Here is a 20,689-nt window from a genome sequence, read left to right on the forward strand (position 1 = left end):
TTCCGGTTCCATCTTGTTGTCTAACTCGTTCAAAAGCTTCCACCGCCCGTTCTTTCCAATCCTCAACTGAACGCTTATTACAGAGGACTAATACTAAATCCTGCCTCACATCGATCGTAAATAAATGAAATCCATATTGTTCAAAGACCGTTCGCATCCACAACTTTAAGTAGGTGCAATCTGACTCTACACCATGCTTTACTGGTTGGTATTTACATACGCACACTACTGCCCCGTTCAATTCTAACCCCGGTTCTAAAGAAGCTAAATGTTCATCGATAATCTCTTCCCTATGAACACCCTCTAACCAATCTAGCATCCATTGGGACTCCTCTGCATTCTTCCGTTCTTCTACATACAAGATACGTAAAAGTTGTTGCGCAAGTGCAGTGACTGTACGATCCAAGATTAAATAGTCATATTCGGTGAGGTCTCTATCTTTTGAAATAATGATTACTTCTGCATATTCATTACCAAGTAACATTACTGGCTGCCATGAAATTCTAGCCTGCTTATTACTCTTAGCCTGTTCTCTTTTTTTAATTAATTCTTGCTTTTCAAGTTTTGGGGCCTCTGGATAAAATCTAAGGTCATCTTCATTAAAGCGAGCCATGACTTGGACATTTAAATACGTTTGACAAAATGTCAAAATTTCATCGTATTCGCTAATCTCTAATAACTTTTTATTTAGTTGTTGAGAATAGTATTCTAGATCCGTTATGACTTGGTATTGTTTATTAATTAATGTTGAGTGAATATCCTGTGTGATCTCTACGAAGGGAACTTCATGATTAAACATGATGATAGGAAATTGATGAGTGTTTGCTAAATCAATGACTTCTTGAGGAATGGTGGATGTGTTCGTACCGATCTCAATACAAAGACCAGCCGCCTCACATTCAATCAATTGTTGAATGAATTGGACAAATAAAGAAGGGTCATCCTTAAATCCAAGACCGGTTGTTAAAATCAATTCATTGCCTCTCAATAGGTTCCGAATTTGAATGACTTCAACAACGTGAACCCATTTCACTAATCGATCTAAGCCTTCTATACCGGCTATAACTTCAATGTGTTCAAAGTGTTTTCGTTTCACAATCTCTTCGATAGATATGTACGATTTCATAATCTAAACATCACCTCTTTTAAAGAGTAGAGAAACTTTATTCATAAAATTTAATTGGGTGGTACTAACTTCTATGATACTTGCCTTATTTCCTGCAACCTTATTAATCTCTATGTAAGAAATCCTTACAAAATGAAAAAAAGCTGTTCCTAGTCACTTTCTAGGAACAGCCTTTAGTTAACCTGTTTGTTTATTTTGATTGATAAGTTGGACTGAGAAGTATTTTCTCGCATCCGCAGTTTTAATATGAAGGCGCACATATTGCTGCCCACTATTTGAGCGTTTATGAAGGGGAAGTTCAAACTCCACGAAGGCCCCGCTTAAATTTTCAGATACTCCCTTAATGACATACCCTTGTTGGATCAAATAATCAATTTCATCACGCTCAGCAAGAAACTCTTGGTAATCCGACATTGACTGCCTCCTATCTAAGCATTTTGTGCAGTTTTTGCTTGCTCTTGTGTATCATCATCTTCAATAAGCCAGTCTCTTCCCACAGTAATACCTAGATACTTTTCATCACTAGGGTCAAGTAGCTCAGCTTGTTGATACTTTTCGAACCACCAATATTTAGCGAGTACGTAATATACAGCCGCTCCCACAACAAAACCCACAACAAATGAGTAAGTTTGAATAAAGTATGCGGCTCCCCCGCCCAATACCCAAGCAAGTAGACCTGCAATGTTTAACCCTTTCCAGTATTGATATTGTCCATCTTCTTTATAAAGATCAACAACATTCACACGGCGTTTTCGAATAAAGTAATAATCAGCTACCAAAATTCCTACAATCGCTGATAGGATACCACCGACAATTAATAATGCAGGAATAATAATGCCAAAGAGACTCCACGGTTGTACAAGTAAACCAATTAAGCCAGCAACCACTACTCCAGTCCAAAATGGCAGCTTAGGCCCGCCAACGTTTGAGAAAATTGTTGCTGCCGGAATAAGATTAGCTGAAATATTTGTAGACCACTGGGCGAATACAATCATTAGTAATAAAACCCCAAGAACGATTCCACTAGCGGCTTCTTGTAAGGCTACTACCGGATCGTAATTTGATACAGCAATGAAAGAAACAGCCCCAATAATCACCATGAACGTTTGTACAATAGGAAGAGTTATAAGACTCCCAACAATTTGTCCTCTGTTAYGTTTAAACCAGTTCCGTTCCAATTTTGGCGCTTTAATAAACCTTGAAATAGAAGGCATATCAGCAGCGAGCGTCCCCCAAAATCCCATGTTACTCATAATCACAATGGCAAACGCAGTAACTGCAGCCCCACCAGTTACCGGACTTTCAATCCAGCTCCAAACGTCACGTCCTGCAGCTAGTGCTTGGTCTGATAATGTAGTATACATCCATGCTGATATGATGATGATAATAGGTGCTGCAAGATCAGCAAAACGTTCAACAGCTTTAATCCCAAGTGCCGTATTAACAACTTGAATCGCGGCAAAAAAGAGGAAGCAGACAAACCAATTGTCAAATCCAGTTAGAACAAATAGTATTCCATTCATCGCCGTAGCACCGAAATACGTATTAATCCCAAACCAACATGAAGCAACAAAACCACGTATTAATGAGGGTATATGAGTACCGATTGTTCCAAATGGAGCCCTCATGTAAACAGGGAAGGATAAACCGTGCTCAACCCCAATATCACCAGTCAAGGTCATACATAAACCAATAGCAATCGATCCAATAATAGTGGCTAGGACGACCAATCCAAGTGGTAAAGATTGAACCCCTTCTCCACCAATAGCAAACGCAGCTAAAACGACCGCCATGCCTACCCAGATAATCGCGAAACCTAATGTACTTATCTTACGGTCTCCATGTGTGATTGGAAGCAGGTCAGGAGACTTTAAATAACTTGAGTTTTTTTTCATCACGAGATCCCCCTCTTATGTGCTAGAAATCTAGCAATCATACATCTTTTCATCAATCATAGAAAGGTTCATGCGTGACTGGCTTCCCTCTCCCCAGCTTCTCTATTTCGATCATGTTTAGGTGGCGGCTCATTTCCAATTTGATTTATTTAGAAATTGCTTCGTTCGCATCACTCGTTAAAGTCTCACCGTACTTAGCTCTCTTTACGTATTTCCCTTGCCCTCTTGAACCAACGAATTGTTTATCACGAATGACGAACTCCCCTCTCGATAAAACAGAGACCGGCTCTCCTTTTACTTTCATCCCTTCAAAGGCATTATAATCGACTGCCATATGATGAGAGTCTGCAGAAATCGTACGCTCTACCGTTGGATCAAATATAACAAGATCTGCATCTGCTCCAATTGCAATCGTTCCTTTTTGAGGATATAATCCGAATAACTTGGCGATACGAGTAGATGTTATATCAACAAATTGATTTAACGAGATTCGCCCCTGCTCCACCCCCTCTGAATAAAGGATGCTTACTCGATCCTCAATAATAGGGCCTCCATTTGGAATCTTTGTAAAATCACCTCTTCCTAACTCTTTTTGTCCTTTAAAATCAAACGAACACTGGTCTGACCCAAGCGTTTGCAAGTCTCCATTCTTCAGCGCATTCCAAAGCACATCTTGGTGATGCTTTTCTCTAAGAGGAGGAGACCAGACATATTTCGCTCCTTCAAAATTTGGTTTTTCCAATGCCGTTTGATCGAGAACTAGATATTGTGGACAGGTCTCACCCCATACATCAAAACCCTTACGTCTTGCTTCTGCGATCTTCTCTACTGCATTTTCACACGATACATGTACAACATATAGTTGCGAGTTAGCAAGACCAGTCAGCTGACATGCTCGACCTGTGGCCTCTCCTTCAACTTCAGGTGGACGTGTTAGAGCATGGTAGATAGGATCGGTTTGCCCTTTTTTGAGAGCTTGCTTTGTCAGGTAATCAATAACATCTCCATTTTCTGCATGAACCATCACAAGACCACCGAGCTCTTTTGCAGTAACTAACGTTCTAAATAACGTCTCGTCATCTGCTTGGAAAACATTTTTATATGCCATAAATACTTTAAAAGAAGTAATTCCTTCTTCAGCGATTACTTTTGGAATCTCAGCCAACACGTCATCATTAATCTCACCAATCATTAAGTGGAATCCATAATCAATAACAGCTTTGTCTTTTGACTTTGCATGCCATTCATTAATAGAGGACTGCATCGGCTCTCCTTTTTTCGTTAAACAAAAGTCAATAACCGTTGTAGTCCCACCATATGCTGCCGCAATCGTTCCAGATTCAAAATCATCCTTAGAAACGGTGCCACCAAATGGCATCTCAAGATGAGTATGAGGATCGATCCCTCCAGGAAACACATAGCGACCTTTTGCATCAACCGTCTCTGCTCCACTTGAAGAAAGGTTTGCACCAATTGCTGCAATTTTGCCATCCTCGATAAGAAGGTCTGCCTCAAATGTTTCAGACGCCGTTACAATCGTACCGTTCTTGATCAATTTCTTCATTTATTGGTCCCCCTTTAACCTTCATCACAAAAATTGATTACCTACTATACGATTACACTCACTTGATGGTAGGAATACTACAATTACCTGCTGCACCTATTGCCGCTTGACGTTCATTCCACGTCATCGGTGGTAACTCCGATTTCAACTCCACCATATCAATCGCTCCATCGACTGGACAGACGATGGAACACAGATTACAGCCAACACAGTCATCCTCACGTACTTTAAGAATGTCTCTTCCTTGGTCATCCTTTAACATATCAATACATTGATGCGAGGTGTCCTCACAAGCGATATGACATTTATTACAGTTAATACAAACATCGTTATTAATTTGTGCAACCACTTTATAATTCAAATCAAGGTTACCCCAATCGGAATAGTTCGTAACGGTTTTACCTACTATATCCATTACAGAAGCAATCCCTTTATCATCTAGGTAGTTATTTAATCCATCAATCATATCCTCGACAATTCTAAAACCATGGTGCATGGCCGCAGTACAAACTTGAACACCGGTAGCACCCATTAACATAAATTCAACCGCATTCTCCCAGTTGGATACTCCTCCCATCCCTGAGATTGGTACATTTACATGAGGGTTTCTTGCACATTCTGCTACCATGTTTAAAGCAATCGGCTTAACCGCTGGTCCACAGTACCCACCATGTGCGCCTTTTTCTGCGACATGTGGAACGGTATTCCAAGAATCAATATCGACCCCGGCTAAACTATTAATCGTATTAATCATACTAACTGCATCCGCACCGCCTCGAACGGCCGCTTCAGCTGTAACCGTAATGTCAGTAATATTCGGTGTTAGCTTAACGATAACAGGTGTTTGGGCCACCTCTTTTGCCCAGTACGTTTGCTTTTCTACGAGCTCAGGAACTTGACCAGAAGCTGCCCCCATCCCACGTTCAGCCATTCCATGAGGACATCCGAAGTTAAGCTCAAGCCCATCTACACCAACCTCTTCTACACGTTTAACAATTTCATGCCACTTCTCCTGTTGAGGTTCAACCATTAAAGAAGCAATGATCACATGGTCAGGAAATCGTTTCTTCGTTTCATAGATCTCTTTTAAGTTTACTTCTAGCGGCCGGTCTGTAATTAATTCAATATTGTTAAACCCTGCAACTTTTTGACCATTAAAACTCACAGCCGCAAAACGTGAGGATACGTTTAAAATAGGATCCCCAAGTGTTTTCCAAACGGCTCCACCCCACCCTGCTTCAAATGCACGTTGCACTTGATAACCTGAGTTGGTTGGTGGTGCTGATGCTAGCCAAAAAGGGTTCGGGGATTTAATTCCTGCAAAGTCAATTCGTAAGTCAGCCATTCAACTACCTCCTCTTATTTGGGTTATGCCGTCTCTTCTTTCACGCCTCCAAGCACCTTTTGATGAAGAGCATAAGCCGTTTGCTTCCCTTGTTCTGCAGCTGTTACGACCATCGCTTCACCTTGGCCCTTACCGAAAATAACATCTCCACAGGCAAATACTTTTTCATTAGACGTTGTAAAGTCTTCCATGTTCACTTTTACGACCCCACCATCATGCTCTAATCCAAACTGCTCGATTAAATCCACATAGCGTGTTTGGCCGATCGCTTTAATGACCGCATCCACCTCTAATGTAAACTCTGACCCTTCAACAGCTACCGGTCTTCTCCGTCCATCTTCACTTGGTTCACCTAACTCCATCTTGATGCATTCGATGGCTTGAACTTTTCCGTGTTCATCTCCAATGATTCTTTTTGGCGCTGTTAACCAGCGGAATTCTACCCCGTCTTGTTTAGCGAATTCGTATTCAAAATCATAAGCAGTCATTTCTGCAAGCGTTCTACGATAGAGAATTTTCACATTTTCTGCACCAAGGCGCACTGAACAGGTCGCACCATCAATAGCCGTATTACCTGCACCGATTACTACTACGTTTTTACCGATATATTCTTCAGTCAATTGACCTGATTTAGTTGCTTTTACAAACTCAATTGCATCATGCACCCCTTCTAGTTCCTCTCCTTCAATCCCAAGGTTAGGCACACTAGACATTCCAATGGCAAGTACCACTGCGTCATAATTAGCTAAAAGCTCAGAGACCGGAACATCTACCCCGATGCGTGTATTTGTTTTGATTTTGACATCAAGGCTTTTCACTTGATCAACTTCCCAGAATGAAACACGTTGTGGAAGACGGAAAGAGACAATACCGTACGTATTTAATCCACCAGCTTCCTTTTCAGCTTCATAAATTGTGACATCATAGCCAATAAGAGCAAGCTCACGAGCTGCTGATAATCCAGCAGGTCCCCCACCCACTATCGCGACGGTCTTTCCATTTTTTTGGCCTGCTTTAAATAAAACTTGTTCATTTTTCATCGCCCAATCTGTTGCATATCTTTGTAGGTCTCCAATCATGATCGGCTTGGTAGAGTGATTTAACACGCACGCCCCTTCGCATAATTCCTCTGTAGGGCAAACTCGCGAACAGCTTGCACCGACTGGATTGGCAGACATAATAGTCTTCGCAGATCCTTTCATATTCCCTGAGGCAATCTTTTTGATAAAACGCGGAATATCAATACTTGTCGGACAAGCGGTTATACAGGGTGCATCATAACAATATAGACATCGATTAGCTTCCTCCGTTGCTTCTCTATTCGTTAACCCCGGATGAGCTTCTTGAAATTGTTTTTCCAAATCTTCTACCGTTAGCATTAAACGTTGCTCACTCAATGAAAGACCTCCTTTTTTATCAAGCAATAAACGATTGATTTTGTTTTCTTCTAATTAATAAGGTTTTACATAGATAACATTCATCTATGCAAAACCTACAAGTTTATCGAATTAAGGAAGTAATGCTGTCATATCATCGTACGTCTCTGGTCTACGATCTCTATAAAACTGCCAAGTATCACGTACTTCACGAATCATTTTCTTATCCATTTCTCCAATAATAACTTCATCCTGATCACGACTGGCCACCGAGACAAATTGTCCACGAGGATTTACAAGATAAGATTGTCCATAGAATTCACCCATATTCCAAGGTGCTTCTACCCCAACTCTATTAATAGCCCCTAAATAATATCCATTTGCGACAGCGTGGGCTGGTTGTTCAAGCTTCCATAAATATTCTGATAAGCCCGCTACTGTTGCCGATGGGTTAAATACAATTTCTGCACCATTTAACCCTAGCAATCTAGCACCCTCCGGAAAATGACGGTCATAACAGATATACACACCAACTTTTGCATATGCCGTATCAAAAACGGGATATCCCATATTGCCAGGTTTAAAGTAGTACTTCTCCCAGAACCCATAACCTTCCTCACCCACTCCAACATGTGGAATATGTTGTTTACGGTACTTCCCTAAATAGGATCCATCCGCATCAATAACTGCAGCTGTATTGTAATAAGTTGCAATCCCTTCTCGCTCATAAATTGGAAGAACAATGACAATTTCAAGCTCTTTGGCTAAATCTTGAAACAATCTTGTTGTCGGACCATTTGGGATTTCTTCTGCCGCTTCGTACCATTTAGTTTTCTGTTCTGAGCAAAAATACGGTCCGTAAAAGATTTCTTGTAAACAAACGATTTGTGCACCCTTTGCTTTAGCTTCACGGATTAACTTAATATGCTTTTCAATCGATTTTTCTTTATGAACAGCTACCGGCTCGTCACCATGTACATCATTTGACGCTTGAATAAGTCCAATTTTTACGTGATCTGACATTTAAATTCCCCCTAAGCAAATGTAAGTGATCTCACCATCAGTAACCTGTGAGTAGAACAGTTAATAATTKTAAGAATAGTCCGACTTTATTTTTTATTCTACGTGTCTCATAAGACAAATACATCATACATAATGTCAAACCCTTGATCATTTTTCTTTATCATTATGTAAAAGCTTCTTTCTTACGTAGCGTTATCCTAGCATTTCTTTCAAATACTTTCCGTAATGGTGTAAGGTTACCTATCATGACTTTGGAGCTATTAGTGCTTATAAAGAGTTCAGTACAAGTATGTCCAAATCCTCTTTCTCATAGGGCAAAATCTTTCTACAAAAACATCAAAATTCAGCATTTTTCTGTAACTATTTGAAAATGTTTCCCGTGAAACATGTCGAAAATTACTATTTTTCTGCGTAATTCATAAATTTTTGTTAGATAATTCCCTATATTCAAAAAGTTAAATTGATATTTCCAACGGCTTACGCTATGATTTTATTAGCAATTCCTTGTAGTTTGGTAGGTTATTGCCTCATTCATTATTTTTCAGAAGGGAGTTTTACAATGAAGAAATTATCATCATTTTTTAAGTCAGCTGCCATTCTTTCCGTTCTAAGTATAGGTCTCGTTGCCTGTAGCAGTGAACCGTCAGAAGAAGCAGCGAATGAAGGGGAACAGTCAACAGAAAATACCGGTGGAGGCGACCTGAAAGTCGCAGTCTTATCTGATCCCGTTTCGCTTGATCCGCATGGCGCAAACGAAAATGTGTCAAACTCGATCAACTCTACTATTTATGATCGTCTTGTACATATGGAAACGGACCTTACGATTCAGCCAGCTTTAGCGGAAAGCTTCGAGCAAATTGATGATACAACTTGGGAAGCAAAAATTCGCCAAGGTGTAACGTTCCACGATGGTTCTGAATTAAATGCAGAAGTGGTTAAAGCAAATTTAGATCGTGTTCGTGATCCAGATGTTGCTGCACCTGTTTCTTTCTTATTTGGAATGATTACAGAGGTAACAGTTGAAGATGAATACACGGTACATATTAAAACTGAGTTTCCTTTCTCTTCTCTTCCTGCTCATCTTGCTCACCCAGGTGGAAGCATTATTAGCATGGAATCAATTGAAGCGTCCTATGAAGATATGGAAAATGGCGGGCAACCATTCTCAGTAGTAAATGAAGCCCCCGCTGGGACTGGTTATTTTAAATTTGAAGAACGTACCCCAGGACAATCTGTTACTCTTGTGAAAAATGATGACTATTGGCATGAAGAACAAGCAAAAGTAGATTCAGTCACTTTCACTGTTATTCCTGAGGACTTAACACGTATCGCCGAACTTGAAACAGGCGGAGTAGATATTATTTTCCCAGTAAACCCTAGTGATGTTTCACGGGTAGACAATGGTGCCGAAACGTCTGTGCAGCAATCAAACAGTACTCGCATGGTTTACTTAGGATTTAATACGGAAAAAGAACCGTTTGATGATGTAAACGTTAGACGTGCCCTTCATATGGCTGTAGATAAACAAGCATTAATAGATGGAGTGTTAGATGGTACAGGTGTGATTGCAGATGGTCCAATCGCTCCAGATGTTTTTGGTTATAGCGATAACATTGATCGTATTGAATATGATCGTGAACAAGCGAAGGATCTACTAACAGAAGCAGGCTATCCTGATGGTTTTCAAACAACGATTCTTACTKATGATGACCGTGAACGACAAGATTTAGCTCAAGCACTTCAATACCAATTAGCCGAAATTGGTGTAGACATTGAGATTGATACGTACGAATTTGGTACGTATTTAGAGCGAGCAGGTCAAGGACAATCGGAATTATTCTTAGGCAGTTGGGGAACCGTTACCCTTGATGGTGACTATGGTTTATATCCAGTCTTCCACTCTGACAACAAAGGTCCAGCTGGTAACCGTTCTTTCATTGATAACGAAGAAATTGATTCTCTCTTACAACAAGCTCGTGAATCGATTGATGAGCAAGAACGTTTAGATTTTTACGAAGCAGCTCAAAATGAGCTAGCTGCAGAATCACCTTATGCTTATCTTTACTTCCCAGAAATCATTGCTGGTGTAAGAGATGAGGWAGAAGGCTTCTGGCAATTCCCAAGTACAACGTTGTTCTTACGTGATGTAGAACTTAATAGATAACATTTATATCTGTCTTATGAAGTTATTCTCATAAGGCAGATTTTCATTTTCATTGGTTAATAAACTCAGCTTACCAATTAGAATCTTCTTAAAATCTAGTCTTAATTAAACGTTTATTTAAGCTAAATAACTCTAAGAATCAATTATCTTGTTCTATTTTACTTCCTAACTTATTTAACTAATCAAATCCCTACGACTACAAAAAAAGACGCTATAAATAGCGCCTTCAAAGTGTTTACTCCATCCATTCCGGCTTTCCAAATCCTTCGAACTCTGTATCTATAACCTCTTCAAATTCAGCAGATTCAACCGCTGCTTTAATATCTTGAACAAAAGGTTCGTCTAAGTCCTCTGTGTTAACAACTATGCGATTTCTATACTCATCAGGCATATTTTCAAGCTTCAAAGCATCTAGCAAATCCATATTAGCTGATAAAGCAAAGTTCCCTGGCACAGCCGATAAGTTAACGGAGTCGACAGCTCGTGGAAGCTGTGCTGCTTCAATCGGTTGGAATACGATATTTTTGGGGTTCTCTACAACATCACGCTCTGAGATAACAAGTGGATTAACGTCTGGATCTACTTTAATTAATCCTTCTTCTTCAAGTATTAAAAAAGCACGTGCTGCATTAGTTGGATCAYTTGGAATCGCAATTTGTGACCCTTCTTCAATCTCATCTAGAGAGTCATACTTATTTGAATAAATCCCCATTGGAGCCGTCGGAACAACAATCACTTCCGATAAATCCAATCCATTTTCTTCAGCAAAATTCTCCATGTAAATTTTGTGCTGAAATAAATTTACATCAATAGAGCCATTATYAAGAGCAATATTTGGTTGAACATAATCACTAAACTCAACGACTTCAACCTCATATCCATTCTCTTCTAATACTGGCTGGATCGCTTGTGAAACCATATCACTATAAGGACCTGCTGTTGAACCAAAAGTAATTTTTGTTTTTTCTCCTGAGTCAGCTGCGGCTTCTYCACTTTCTTCTGAACCACAAGCTGCTAATGTACCCACTAATAATGTTGAAAGTAATACTGTTTTCCAATTTTTCATTGTTCATTCTCCTCTACTTTATCTTTTATCTATCGCTTTTGCTATAAAGTCACCTGTATATTGGATGACTTGTACCAACACAATCAAAATAATAATCGTTGTAAACATTACTGCTTCATCGTATCGATAATAGCCGAATCGAATAGCCAAATCACCAATTCCACCACCACCGACAACACCAGCCATCGCAGAATAACCAATCAAACTAATAGTCGTAATGGTGATCCCTTGAATAATGCCAGGCTTAGCCTCTGTTAATAGAATATCTTTTATGATCAACCATGGACTTGCCCCAACTGAAATTGCAGCTTCTACTACCCCTTTATCAATCTTTCGCACAGATGATTCTACCAACCKTGCAAAAAAAGGAATCGCTGCAACAGATAAGGAGWCAGATGCTGCGACCGGGCCTATGGTTCCCCCAACAATTGCTTTTGTTAACGGAATAAGGGCAACAAGTAAAATGATAAAGGGGATCGAGCGAATTAAGTTCACGATCAAGCCAAGTACCCCTTTAATCCAACTATTTTCAAGGAACAACCCTTTATCTGTTACATACAATAAAACGCCTAAGGGAAGACCTACAACTAGTGCTACAGAAAGTGAAATTCCTACCATTAACAACGTTTCAAAGAATGCTTTGTTGAGCTCTGGCAATAAATTAATCAAACTCTCAATTGTCACTTGTCATCACCTCCACCCCTACTGCTTTTTCATTTAGATATGTAAGAACACGCTCCACTTCATCACTAGTGCCCTTAAGTTCCATAATAAACACACCAAGAGGGACTTCTTTAATATATTCAATTKTGCCGTGGAGAATATTGGCCCGGACATTAAATCCTTTGAGGACATCCGATACAACAGATTCTTCAGCAATCCTTCCTCGAAAATGTATCTTCACTATTGTTCCCTTACACTTTTCAACCAAAGCTTGAGGTAATTTAAATTGCATCACACCATCGATGAATTCTTTTGTTAAATTCTCTTTTGGATGAGCAAATAGTTGATAGACACTTCCTAGCTCAATTACTTTTCCATCTTCCATAACAGCCATTCGATCACAAATCTCTTTTACAACCTCCATTTCATGTGTAATCAGCACGATCGTTAAACCTAGTTTTTTATTTATATCTTTGAGTAGTCTTAAGATAGCTTGAGTCGTACTTGGGTCTAGAGCTGAAGTTGCTTCATCACACAACAATACTTTCGGGTCATTAGCTAGAGCTCTTGCTATACCTACCCTTTGCTTTTGACCTCCACTTAATTGACTAGGATAGTGGTGCGCCTTATCAGCTAATCCTACTAACTCCAATAAATCTAACACTTTCTTTTGACTCTCGGTCTTTGATTTACCTGCTGCCTTTAAAGCGAAATAAACGTTATCAAATACTGTTTTAGAAGTAGCAAGATAAAAATGTTGAAAGATCATTCCTATCTTTTGTCTAGATTGGCGCAGCTTACTAGCATTTAACATCACTAGATTAACACCATCTACAAAAATTTCTCCGCTAGTTGGCTTTTCCATCAAATTAATACATCGTAAAAGAGAGCTCTTACCTGCTCCACTATACCCTACGATTCCAAAGATCTCTCCTTGATCAATCTCAAGGCTTACGTTATCTACTCCTTTAACGGTCCCTTTTTTTGTTTTATATTCTTTCGTAACACTTTTAATTTCGATCATGATGCACCCCCAAAGCCTGATTTTCCTATGTGAAAACTCAACTTTATAACTAAATAATGTTCTAGCTTAACTCTCAAGAAGTTAAATATAAAAAAACCTCTTTCTAAACAAGAAAGAGGTTTGATAATTAAGATCGCACCTCTTATCTTCCAGAGCTTATTGCTCTGCAGGATTTAGCACCGACTAAGTAAAAACTTAGAGGTTGCCGGACGTCATAGGGCCTGTCCCTCGGTCGCTCTTGATAAGAGTTTAAACTATTTAAATTTTCTAAGTTATTTTATCTTAATAAAGTATTAAGGAGATGTCAATGCTTTTTATTCTAACATGTACACTATTCACCTAAAAGTTGTAGAAACTCTCGAGTTCGTTCTTCTTTTGGACTCTCGAGTAACTCTTTAGCTGGACCTTCCTCGACGATATAACCACCGTCCATGAATAATACTTTGTCTGCTACTCGCTTCGCAAAGTTCATTTCGTGAGTAACGATCACCATTGTTTGTCCTTCTTTTGCGAGCTCTTCGATTACTCGTAGAACTTCGCCAACAAGTTGGGGATCAAGAGCAGAAGTTGGCTCATCAAATAACATGACATCAGGATTCATCATCAGCGCTCTTGCTATCGCAGCACGCTGCTGCTGTCCCCCCGATAATGCATCTGGATACTTATCCTTATGGTCGATCATGCCAACCTTCTTCAATAATTTCTCTCCGTCTTCAATTACAGATGCCTTACTTGCCTTTTTCACAGTTAATGGTGCTTCAGTGATATTTTCCATGACTGTTTTATGAGGAAAGAGATGAAAACCTTGAAATACCATACCAGAGTAGCTTCGTAAATCTTTTATAGCTTTTTTTGATAAACGTTTTGAGCCAAACTCAAGGCGTTTATCACCGATCTGAATCGTCCCTTGGTTAGGTGTTTCTAATAAATTCAAACAACGTAGAAGTGTTGTTTTTCCTGATCCAGAAGGACCTACCAAACAAACGACTTCCCCTTTTTGCACGGAAAAATCAATAGACTCTAAAACGGTAACTTCATCAAATTTCTTTTGTAATTGCGAAACTTCAATCATAGTAGGCCTCCTTTATCTCTGACTCAAGTAACGATTATAACGTTTTTCCAAGCGCTCTTGGAAATGCCCAATTACAATACAAACTACCCAATAAATAAGTGCAGCGGTTATATACATCGTCATACTATCAAAAGTTCGTCCTGCTACGAGTCTTGAGCTATATAATAGCTCTTGAACAGTAATAACTGATGCCAGAGAGGTTCCTTTYACAATATCCATAAATATATTAAAAGTTGGTGGTAAGGCAATTCGGGTTGCTTGAGGAATAATGATTCGTGTTAGTGTCTGTATATAACTCATTTGAAGTGAAGTAGCAGCTTCCCATTGTCCGCGTGACACAGACATAATAGCAGACCTGACCACCTCTGCATTATAAGCTGCAAAATTAAGACTAATCCCTACGATACCAGCCACGATAGCACTTTTAAATTCAACCCCTAATACAGGTATCCCATAATATAGGATAAAAATAAAGACTAATAAAGGTGTTCCTCTCATGAATGATATATAAATCCTTGCAGGCCACCTCAAAAACCAGAATTTAGACATCCTTGCAATACCTAGTACTACCCCAAGAATAAGAGCAAAGAACATACTAAATAGAGCGATTATCATGGTTACTTTTAAACCCTCAAGTAAAAAAGGAAGTGAATTCCATGCTAGCTCCGGATCATATAAATATTCCCACTGTATTTGTTGAAACCATTCAATCATTTAATTCCCTCCCTCATGCACGTCCAAAAAAGAAATACAAGGACAAGTCCTTGTATTTCTTCATATTTCTTTATTCACCATCTAGACTGACAACTTCTGACTTATCAACTGGTTCAGATACATCCTCACCTAGAAACTCCTCAGATAAACGAGCTACAGTACCATCTTCAATTAACTCTTGTACTGCTTCATCTAACTTTTCTTTTAATGTTCCATTTCCTTTTAATACAGCCATTGCACTTTCTGTTGCATGGTATTTCACTTGATCGGCTACTACTAATCGATCATCACTGAATTCATCCAGCGTTCGTTGCAATACAAGGCGGTCATTTAAGTAAGCATCCGTGTTTCCATTGATAACATCACGTAAAATCGCTTCTGTCCCACCATCATATGCTGTTCCATTCGCACCGATATTATCAGCAAAGATAGCATAATTACTTGTCAATGAACCAAGTGCAACGTCCACACCCTCTAAATCATGTGCACTCTCGAATCGATCAGCATCTTCAGCACGAACGACAATTGATCCATAAGAATATTTATGTGGAATAACAAAATCAAACGTTTCTTTACGCTCTTCTGTAATGGCAAAATCATGAGCAGCTACATCGATTTGACCATTACGTAATGATGGAAGAATCCCATCAAAGTCCATCGTACTAAACTCAATCTCAAGATCTAATTTTTCAGCCACTTCTTTAACAAGCTCTACTTCAAATCCAGTTAATTCATTACTTTCATTGTAAAAAGTAATGGGAGCGTATGTCCCTGATGTTCCTACAACAAGCACTCCAGACTCTTCAACTTCTGCCCAAGATGTATCATCACTAGCATCTGTGGTTTCTTCTGTATCTGCATCTGCTGCTTCTCCATTATCTTCCTCTGTTTCATCAGTTGCGCCACAAGCTGCTAGCACCATCATCAACATTAGTACGATTAAAAGATAAAATAATTTCTTCATTTTATGATTGCTCCCCTCACATTAAACCTTAGTTAGTTAATCGGAATAGTATAATTAAATTACCACCAAACTCCCTCCATGTCAACGATTAAAATGTGAATACTTTATCCTATTAAAAGTATTCACATTTTCTCTCACCCAGATACAAAAGAAAAAACCTTTTACGATAAAGGGTTCCCTTAAATAAAGAATTTCTTAACTATCGCATGACTCATTACTACAATGAGCCCCTTCGCTTGTATTACTTTCGATAATCGTCAGCTCGCTCTGCTCTTCTTTCACTTTTTCAAGCACTTCTAAAAAGACATGAGTAGGCTGGGCACCTGATACAGCATATTTATGATCAAAAACAAAGAAAGGAACGCCTTGCACACCAATGTTAGTACCCTCTTGTTGATCTTGCTTAATGACGTCTATGAATTTGTTACTTCTTAATACATTAAGTGCTTCTCCTTTATCCATTCCTACTTCTTGTGCAAAATCGCTTAATATCTCATGATCTCCAATGTGGAGTGAGTCGGTAAAGTACGCTTTCATTAGTAGCTCAGTCAGCTCTAGTCCTTTCCCTTGTTCGTAAGCAAAATGGGCTATTCGATGAGCATCAGCTGTGTTCGTACGAATCGATGTATCAAAATTGAAATCTAGTCCTTCTTCTTTCGCCTGTACCGTGATTTGATCACTCATTTCTTTAGCTTTTTCTCGAGTCATACCATATTTTTTTGCCAAAACATCGTATAGGTGTTCATCGTTGTCTCGTTTCGCAGTAGGGTCTAGTTGATAGCTTCGAAATACCAATTCTACCTCTTCACGGTGTTTAAATTGCTTTAATGCTTTTTCTAGCTTACGTTTACCTATATAACAAAATGGACAAACAAAGTCTGACCAAATATCGATTCTCATTTACATTCCTCCTCCATCAGTTACATTGAATTATAGATCTAGGTTTCCCATACTCCAAACTAAAAGCTCACTCATCCTACATTTTCCACTTGATTACTTTCATTCTTTCTTTTAAATTTCAAGGAAATGATTAAGTAAATCACTCCCGTCCCAATAAATGCAATGAACCCTGGAGACCAAACGCTTGGCAGCAATAAATAAAGTGCCATTCCAGCAATCGACGCACTTAGGCCTTTGAAGTTATATTGGTAGTCACCATGCACTAATCCTAAGAAATCTTTCTCTGTGAACCTACGCTTCTTAAGGAGTAAAAAGTCAAACACAATTACTGCAGAAATAGGAATAATCAATGCACCTAAATAAGAAATATAGGTTTGTGCTTGTTCTACTAAAATCGGAAATGAACTTAGAAAGATAGCACAACAGCCAAAAAGAACAGCACTCTTCACCCTTCCTAAGCTTGGTAARCTATTTAATAAGCTATATCCCCCGGTATATGCATTGCTGATATTAATCATAACCATTGAGGCCATCGCAGCAACCAAAATAATAGTAAGAGCTAGTGTTGAGTTCGTTAACTGACTTGATATGACATAAGGGTTAACACTTCCAGCTAAAGCAGCCGTGTACGCACCTAGAATAGCCGTTAAGAAAAAGCCACTCAGATTCCCTAAAAACAAGCCATAAAAAGCATGCTTTTCACTCCTTGCATAACGGGCCATGTCTGAGGCTGAACTGACGCCTGATACATATTGGACAAAGGCTAAACTAGCAAAGAAGAGCACGGTGCCTAACGGAGCAGATGAAGCGCTATTGATTACAGTTTCAAATGTTCTTCCTTCCACTTCGCTCGTTAGTAGAATAAAGAGCATGACAAGCCCTCCAACAAAAAGAATAGGAAGGAAATACTTTTTCGCTTTTTTCACTGCCTCAAACCCTATTAAAGCTAAAACTGCCATAAGAGTAGCCATTACAAGGGCAATGCCTAGAAAAGGAATTTGAATATGTAAGGTTCTTTCGATTAATTCCTTTATTAAGTAAGTCCCCCCTATCGTTTGAACAGCAAACCAATACATCGATGTAACCGTCCTAATAGGTGAAGCCAAGTAACGCGTCCCTCCTACACCTAAGATTGCTCGTATAGAGTATTGGGCTGGAATGCCATATTTAGCACCGGGCAACGCAAGGAAAGATACACATATGAAAGCAAAAGCGGCACCGATAACCGTAGATAGAACGGCTTGTAGAAACGTTAAGCCACCTTCGAGCACTGCTAATGCAGGTACAAGAACATTGCCTGCATTAACCGATATCGCCATCTGTATAAACGTATATTCAATAGCTGAAGTATTTTGTGCGTGTTTAGGAATAGCTTCTAAACCATAACGCTCCACTAGAGGTTTTGTTCCTTTGTTTGTTTCATGCACTTAATTCACCTCCATACCATTAGCAATATATATTTCTGAAAATTATGATATTATAGCAACTAAAAACAAAGTATAATAGATATATATTATATTCATAAGGGGGAAAATAGAATGTTTATTCGTAATTGTCTCACTCCAAAGAAGGAGCTAACCCTTCTAAGTTCAACAATGACCATTAAAGATGCACTTGCAACAATGAAAGGTTCTCATTATAGCTTACCAGTTATTAATGATGAAGGCTCCTATCTTGGTATACTAAGTAAACGTTCCATCCTTGAATACCTCGAAACACAAGACGAAAAGACTACACTTCTCGAACTGTATCAACACGCGATTTCTAACTGTATTGATGTTAGTGCGAACGAAAGTGTTGATCTACATAGTAGTCATTTTGAAGATTGTCTACCAATCATTGTAAGATATCCATTTGTTCCAGTGCTTGATAACGGTGAATTCGTTGGGATTGTGAAACGATCTTTTATTGAGCGTACATTGGAGGATTGTTTTGGGGTTGGGGTAGAAGGCACTCGTATTTTACTCGGTGTACATAATCAATCTGGAACGCTCCATTCAATTACGAAGATTTTACAAAAGTACGATATTAACATTATTTCCGATATTGCTTTTGAATCAGATTCTTCTTATTTACGCCGAATTTTAATTAAGATTGAAAAGTCTCCTCATCTTAACAAAGTAACGGCAGATATTGAAAAACACGGATATCGCATATTAGAAATCGAATAAAAATCAGGGCAGCCCGCAATTTGCGGAAGCTGCCCTGATTATCTTTATCCTAATTTTGTCTCATCTAAATGTCTACCATTCTTTTGCAGACCATCTTCAAATCCTTTTCTATATCCTTCTCTATAATAAGAATCTAACATCCTTTTAATTTGATCTCTTACAATAGGGTCACTAATCGTTGAAATAAATGCATCTTCCTCGCGATTTTTTCTTTGGCTGCTCATTATACCCTCCACGCACTTTAATTGTTATTTGCTAACTAATACCCCTATTAGAGACACTTCAATCCGCTTTCCGAAACTTTTTTAGTCATTTTCAAAAATGACCCTCTACAAATATCAGACCGATTGACTAAGGCATTTGACTACATGGCATTTAACTTGCAATATGGAGATAGAAAGAACCATTAAGGAGTTGAAGATATGAACAAAGATGCTCTTTTTGAAACAATTGAAAAGCATAAAGATCAATGGATTAGCATTAGTCGTTACATTTGGGAGAACCCTGAACTTGGTAATAAGGAATTTAAAGCGATGGAAATTTTAACAGCTGAACTGCGCAAACATGAATTTGAGGTTGAAACGAATATTGTAAACTTAGAAACAGCTTTTATTGCCACTTATCGTTCAAATAAACCAGGCCCTACGATTGGCTACTTCGCCGAATACGATGCACTTCCTGAAATTGGACATGCATGTGGTCACAATTTAATTGGGATGATGAGTACAGGTGCTGCCATCGCTTTAAAAGAAGCTGTTGACACATTTGGCGGAAGGGTCATCGTTTATGGTACTCCTGCAGAAGAAACGAATGGAGCAAAAGTTACATTTGCTAATGAGGGGATCCTTGAGGGGTTGGATGTTGCCTTAATGGTTCATCCGTCTGGAGTTCATGAGAGAAGCGGATCATCTATGGCAATGGAAGCCGTTCAATTTGATTTCTATGGAAAGCCGGCACATGCTGCAGCTAGTCCTGATGAAGGGGTCAATGCCCTTGAAGGAGTTATTCAAACGTTTAATTTAATTAATGCCTTACGTCAACATCTTCCTGATGAGGTGCGCATTCATGGAATCATTACGAACGGTGGTGATGTTGTAAATGTTGTTCCAGCTCGTGCACAAGCCCAGTTTTATGTAAGAGCAAATGATAAAAACGTTCTTCAAGAAACGTCAGAGAAGGTAAAGCGTTGCGCAGAAGCTGCAGCTCTTGCAACAGGCTGTGAGTTTGACATTTCAAATCATGAGCTTGGTTATGATAATTTACATACAAATGAAGCACTATCAGAACTCTATTGTCAAAACCTAATCGCACTAGGTGTGAAACCAGAAGAAATCGAAACAGATCGGGATCATGGCTCACTTGATATGGGCAATGTTAGCCAAGTTGTACCAGCCATTCACCCCTAYATTAAAATGGACGATTGCCCTCATTCAGGTCATACCACCGGTTTTCGTGATGCCGCTGGAGACTCAAGAGGATTTGAAGCCATGATTCTTGGTGCTAAAACATTAGCTGCAACAGGGTATGATGTGTTGGCCAACCCTGCTTATTTACAAGACATTAAAGAAGAGTTTAAACGAGTAGTTCCTAAAGGTTCAATCTAAAAATAAAGACGCTGAGAA

At 39.1% G+C, this 20,689-nt stretch carries 19 protein-coding genes and 1 riboswitch; of the genes, 3 read left to right on the forward strand and 16 right to left on the reverse strand.

Features of this window, described 5'->3' with window-relative positions; translation table 11 throughout:
• The 7 genes from AB685_RS20915 to AB685_RS20945 form a co-directional block, all read right to left on the reverse strand.
• The coding region (locus tag AB685_RS20915) for a PucR family transcriptional regulator ligand-binding domain-containing protein (protein WP_047972528.1) at positions 1–1,126 on the reverse strand (1,126 nt) is incomplete at its 3' end.
• Between the two features lie 177 nt (positions 1,127–1,303).
• Positions 1,304–1,540 (reverse strand): hypothetical protein, encoded by a 237-nt coding sequence (locus AB685_RS20920; RefSeq protein WP_047972529.1) that lies wholly within the window; start codon positions 1,538–1,540, stop codon positions 1,304–1,306.
• A 14-nt stretch (positions 1,541–1,554) separates the two neighbouring features.
• Complete coding sequence (locus AB685_RS20925; RefSeq protein ID WP_047972530.1) at positions 1,555–3,021, reverse strand: NCS1 family transporter; 1,467 nt, start codon at positions 3,019–3,021, stop codon at positions 1,555–1,557.
• A gap of 145 nt (positions 3,022–3,166) precedes the next feature.
• Positions 3,167–4,585, reverse strand: coding sequence for a dihydropyrimidinase (hydA, locus tag AB685_RS20930; RefSeq protein WP_047972531.1), 1,419 nt, complete (start codon positions 4,583–4,585; stop codon positions 3,167–3,169).
• 58 nt (positions 4,586–4,643) lie between these two features.
• The gene (gene preA, locus AB685_RS20935) at positions 4,644–5,930 is read right to left on the reverse strand and encodes an NAD-dependent dihydropyrimidine dehydrogenase subunit PreA (protein ID WP_047972532.1); all 1,287 of its coding nucleotides are present in this window, start codon (positions 5,928–5,930) and stop codon (positions 4,644–4,646) included.
• Positions 5,931–5,953: 23 nt separating this feature from the next.
• The gene (locus AB685_RS20940; RefSeq protein ID WP_047972546.1) at positions 5,954–7,309 is read right to left on the reverse strand and encodes an NAD(P)-dependent oxidoreductase; all 1,356 of its coding nucleotides are present in this window, start codon (positions 7,307–7,309) and stop codon (positions 5,954–5,956) included.
• Between the two features lie 129 nt (positions 7,310–7,438).
• Complete coding sequence (locus AB685_RS20945) at positions 7,439–8,329, reverse strand: nitrilase-related carbon-nitrogen hydrolase (protein ID WP_047972533.1); 891 nt, start codon at positions 8,327–8,329, stop codon at positions 7,439–7,441.
• A 559-nt stretch (positions 8,330–8,888) separates the two neighbouring features.
• Between AB685_RS20945 and AB685_RS20950 the strand changes: the two genes are divergently transcribed.
• Positions 8,889–10,493, forward strand: coding sequence for a glutathione ABC transporter substrate-binding protein (locus tag AB685_RS20950; protein WP_047972534.1), 1,605 nt, complete (start codon positions 8,889–8,891; stop codon positions 10,491–10,493).
• 235 nt (positions 10,494–10,728) lie between these two features.
• Here AB685_RS20950 and AB685_RS20955 read toward each other — a convergent pair whose 3' ends face one another.
• The 8 genes from AB685_RS20955 to AB685_RS20990 all read right to left on the reverse strand — a co-directional run bounded on the left by AB685_RS20955 (position 10,729) and on the right by AB685_RS20990 (position 18,323).
• Complete coding sequence (locus AB685_RS20955; RefSeq protein ID WP_047972535.1) at positions 10,729–11,559, reverse strand: MetQ/NlpA family ABC transporter substrate-binding protein; 831 nt, start codon at positions 11,557–11,559, stop codon at positions 10,729–10,731.
• Between the two features lie 18 nt (positions 11,560–11,577).
• Complete coding sequence (locus AB685_RS20960; RefSeq protein ID WP_047972536.1) at positions 11,578–12,243, reverse strand: methionine ABC transporter permease; 666 nt, start codon at positions 12,241–12,243, stop codon at positions 11,578–11,580.
• Positions 12,233–13,246 carry a methionine ABC transporter ATP-binding protein gene (locus AB685_RS20965; protein WP_047972537.1) on the reverse strand — a complete coding sequence of 338 codons (1,014 nt, stop codon included), beginning with the start codon at positions 13,244–13,246 and terminating at the stop codon, positions 12,233–12,235. The genes AB685_RS20960 and AB685_RS20965 overlap by 11 nt, the downstream gene beginning before the upstream one ends.
• A 139-nt stretch (positions 13,247–13,385) precedes the next feature.
• Positions 13,386–13,494, reverse strand: a riboswitch (SAM riboswitch).
• An 83-nt stretch (positions 13,495–13,577) separates the two neighbouring features.
• Positions 13,578–14,318, reverse strand: coding sequence for an amino acid ABC transporter ATP-binding protein (locus AB685_RS20970; RefSeq protein ID WP_047972538.1), 741 nt, complete (start codon positions 14,316–14,318; stop codon positions 13,578–13,580).
• Between the two features lie 12 nt (positions 14,319–14,330).
• Positions 14,331–15,032, reverse strand: coding sequence for an amino acid ABC transporter permease (locus tag AB685_RS20975; RefSeq protein ID WP_047972539.1), 702 nt, complete (start codon positions 15,030–15,032; stop codon positions 14,331–14,333).
• A 70-nt stretch (positions 15,033–15,102) separates the two neighbouring features.
• Positions 15,103–15,996: a transporter substrate-binding domain-containing protein gene (locus tag AB685_RS20980; protein ID WP_047972540.1), complete on the reverse strand. Its 894-nt coding sequence runs from the start codon at positions 15,994–15,996 to the stop codon at positions 15,103–15,105.
• A gap of 195 nt (positions 15,997–16,191) precedes the next feature.
• Positions 16,192–16,896 (reverse strand): DsbA family oxidoreductase, encoded by a 705-nt coding sequence (locus AB685_RS20985; RefSeq protein WP_047972541.1) that lies wholly within the window; start codon positions 16,894–16,896, stop codon positions 16,192–16,194.
• Between the two features lie 71 nt (positions 16,897–16,967).
• Positions 16,968–18,323, reverse strand: coding sequence for a cytosine permease (locus AB685_RS20990; RefSeq protein ID WP_047972542.1), 1,356 nt, complete (start codon positions 18,321–18,323; stop codon positions 16,968–16,970).
• Between the two features lie 111 nt (positions 18,324–18,434).
• Here AB685_RS20990 and AB685_RS20995 point away from each other — a divergent pair, with 111 nt between their 5' ends.
• Positions 18,435–19,067 (forward strand): CBS domain-containing protein, encoded by a 633-nt coding sequence (locus AB685_RS20995; protein ID WP_047972543.1) that lies wholly within the window; start codon positions 18,435–18,437, stop codon positions 19,065–19,067.
• Between the two features lie 44 nt (positions 19,068–19,111).
• On the opposite strand, the gene AB685_RS21000 is transcribed toward AB685_RS20995, so the two are convergent.
• Positions 19,112–19,291, reverse strand: coding sequence for a hypothetical protein (locus AB685_RS21000; protein ID WP_047972544.1), 180 nt, complete (start codon positions 19,289–19,291; stop codon positions 19,112–19,114).
• A 198-nt stretch (positions 19,292–19,489) separates the two neighbouring features.
• On the opposite strand from AB685_RS21000, the gene AB685_RS21005 reads away from it, so the two are divergent.
• Positions 19,490–20,671: a M20 family metallopeptidase gene (locus AB685_RS21005; RefSeq protein ID WP_047972545.1), complete on the forward strand. Its 1,182-nt coding sequence runs from the start codon at positions 19,490–19,492 to the stop codon at positions 20,669–20,671.
• Positions 20,672–20,689: the final 18 nt, after the last annotated feature.

Source organism: Bacillus sp. LL01, assembly GCF_001037965.1.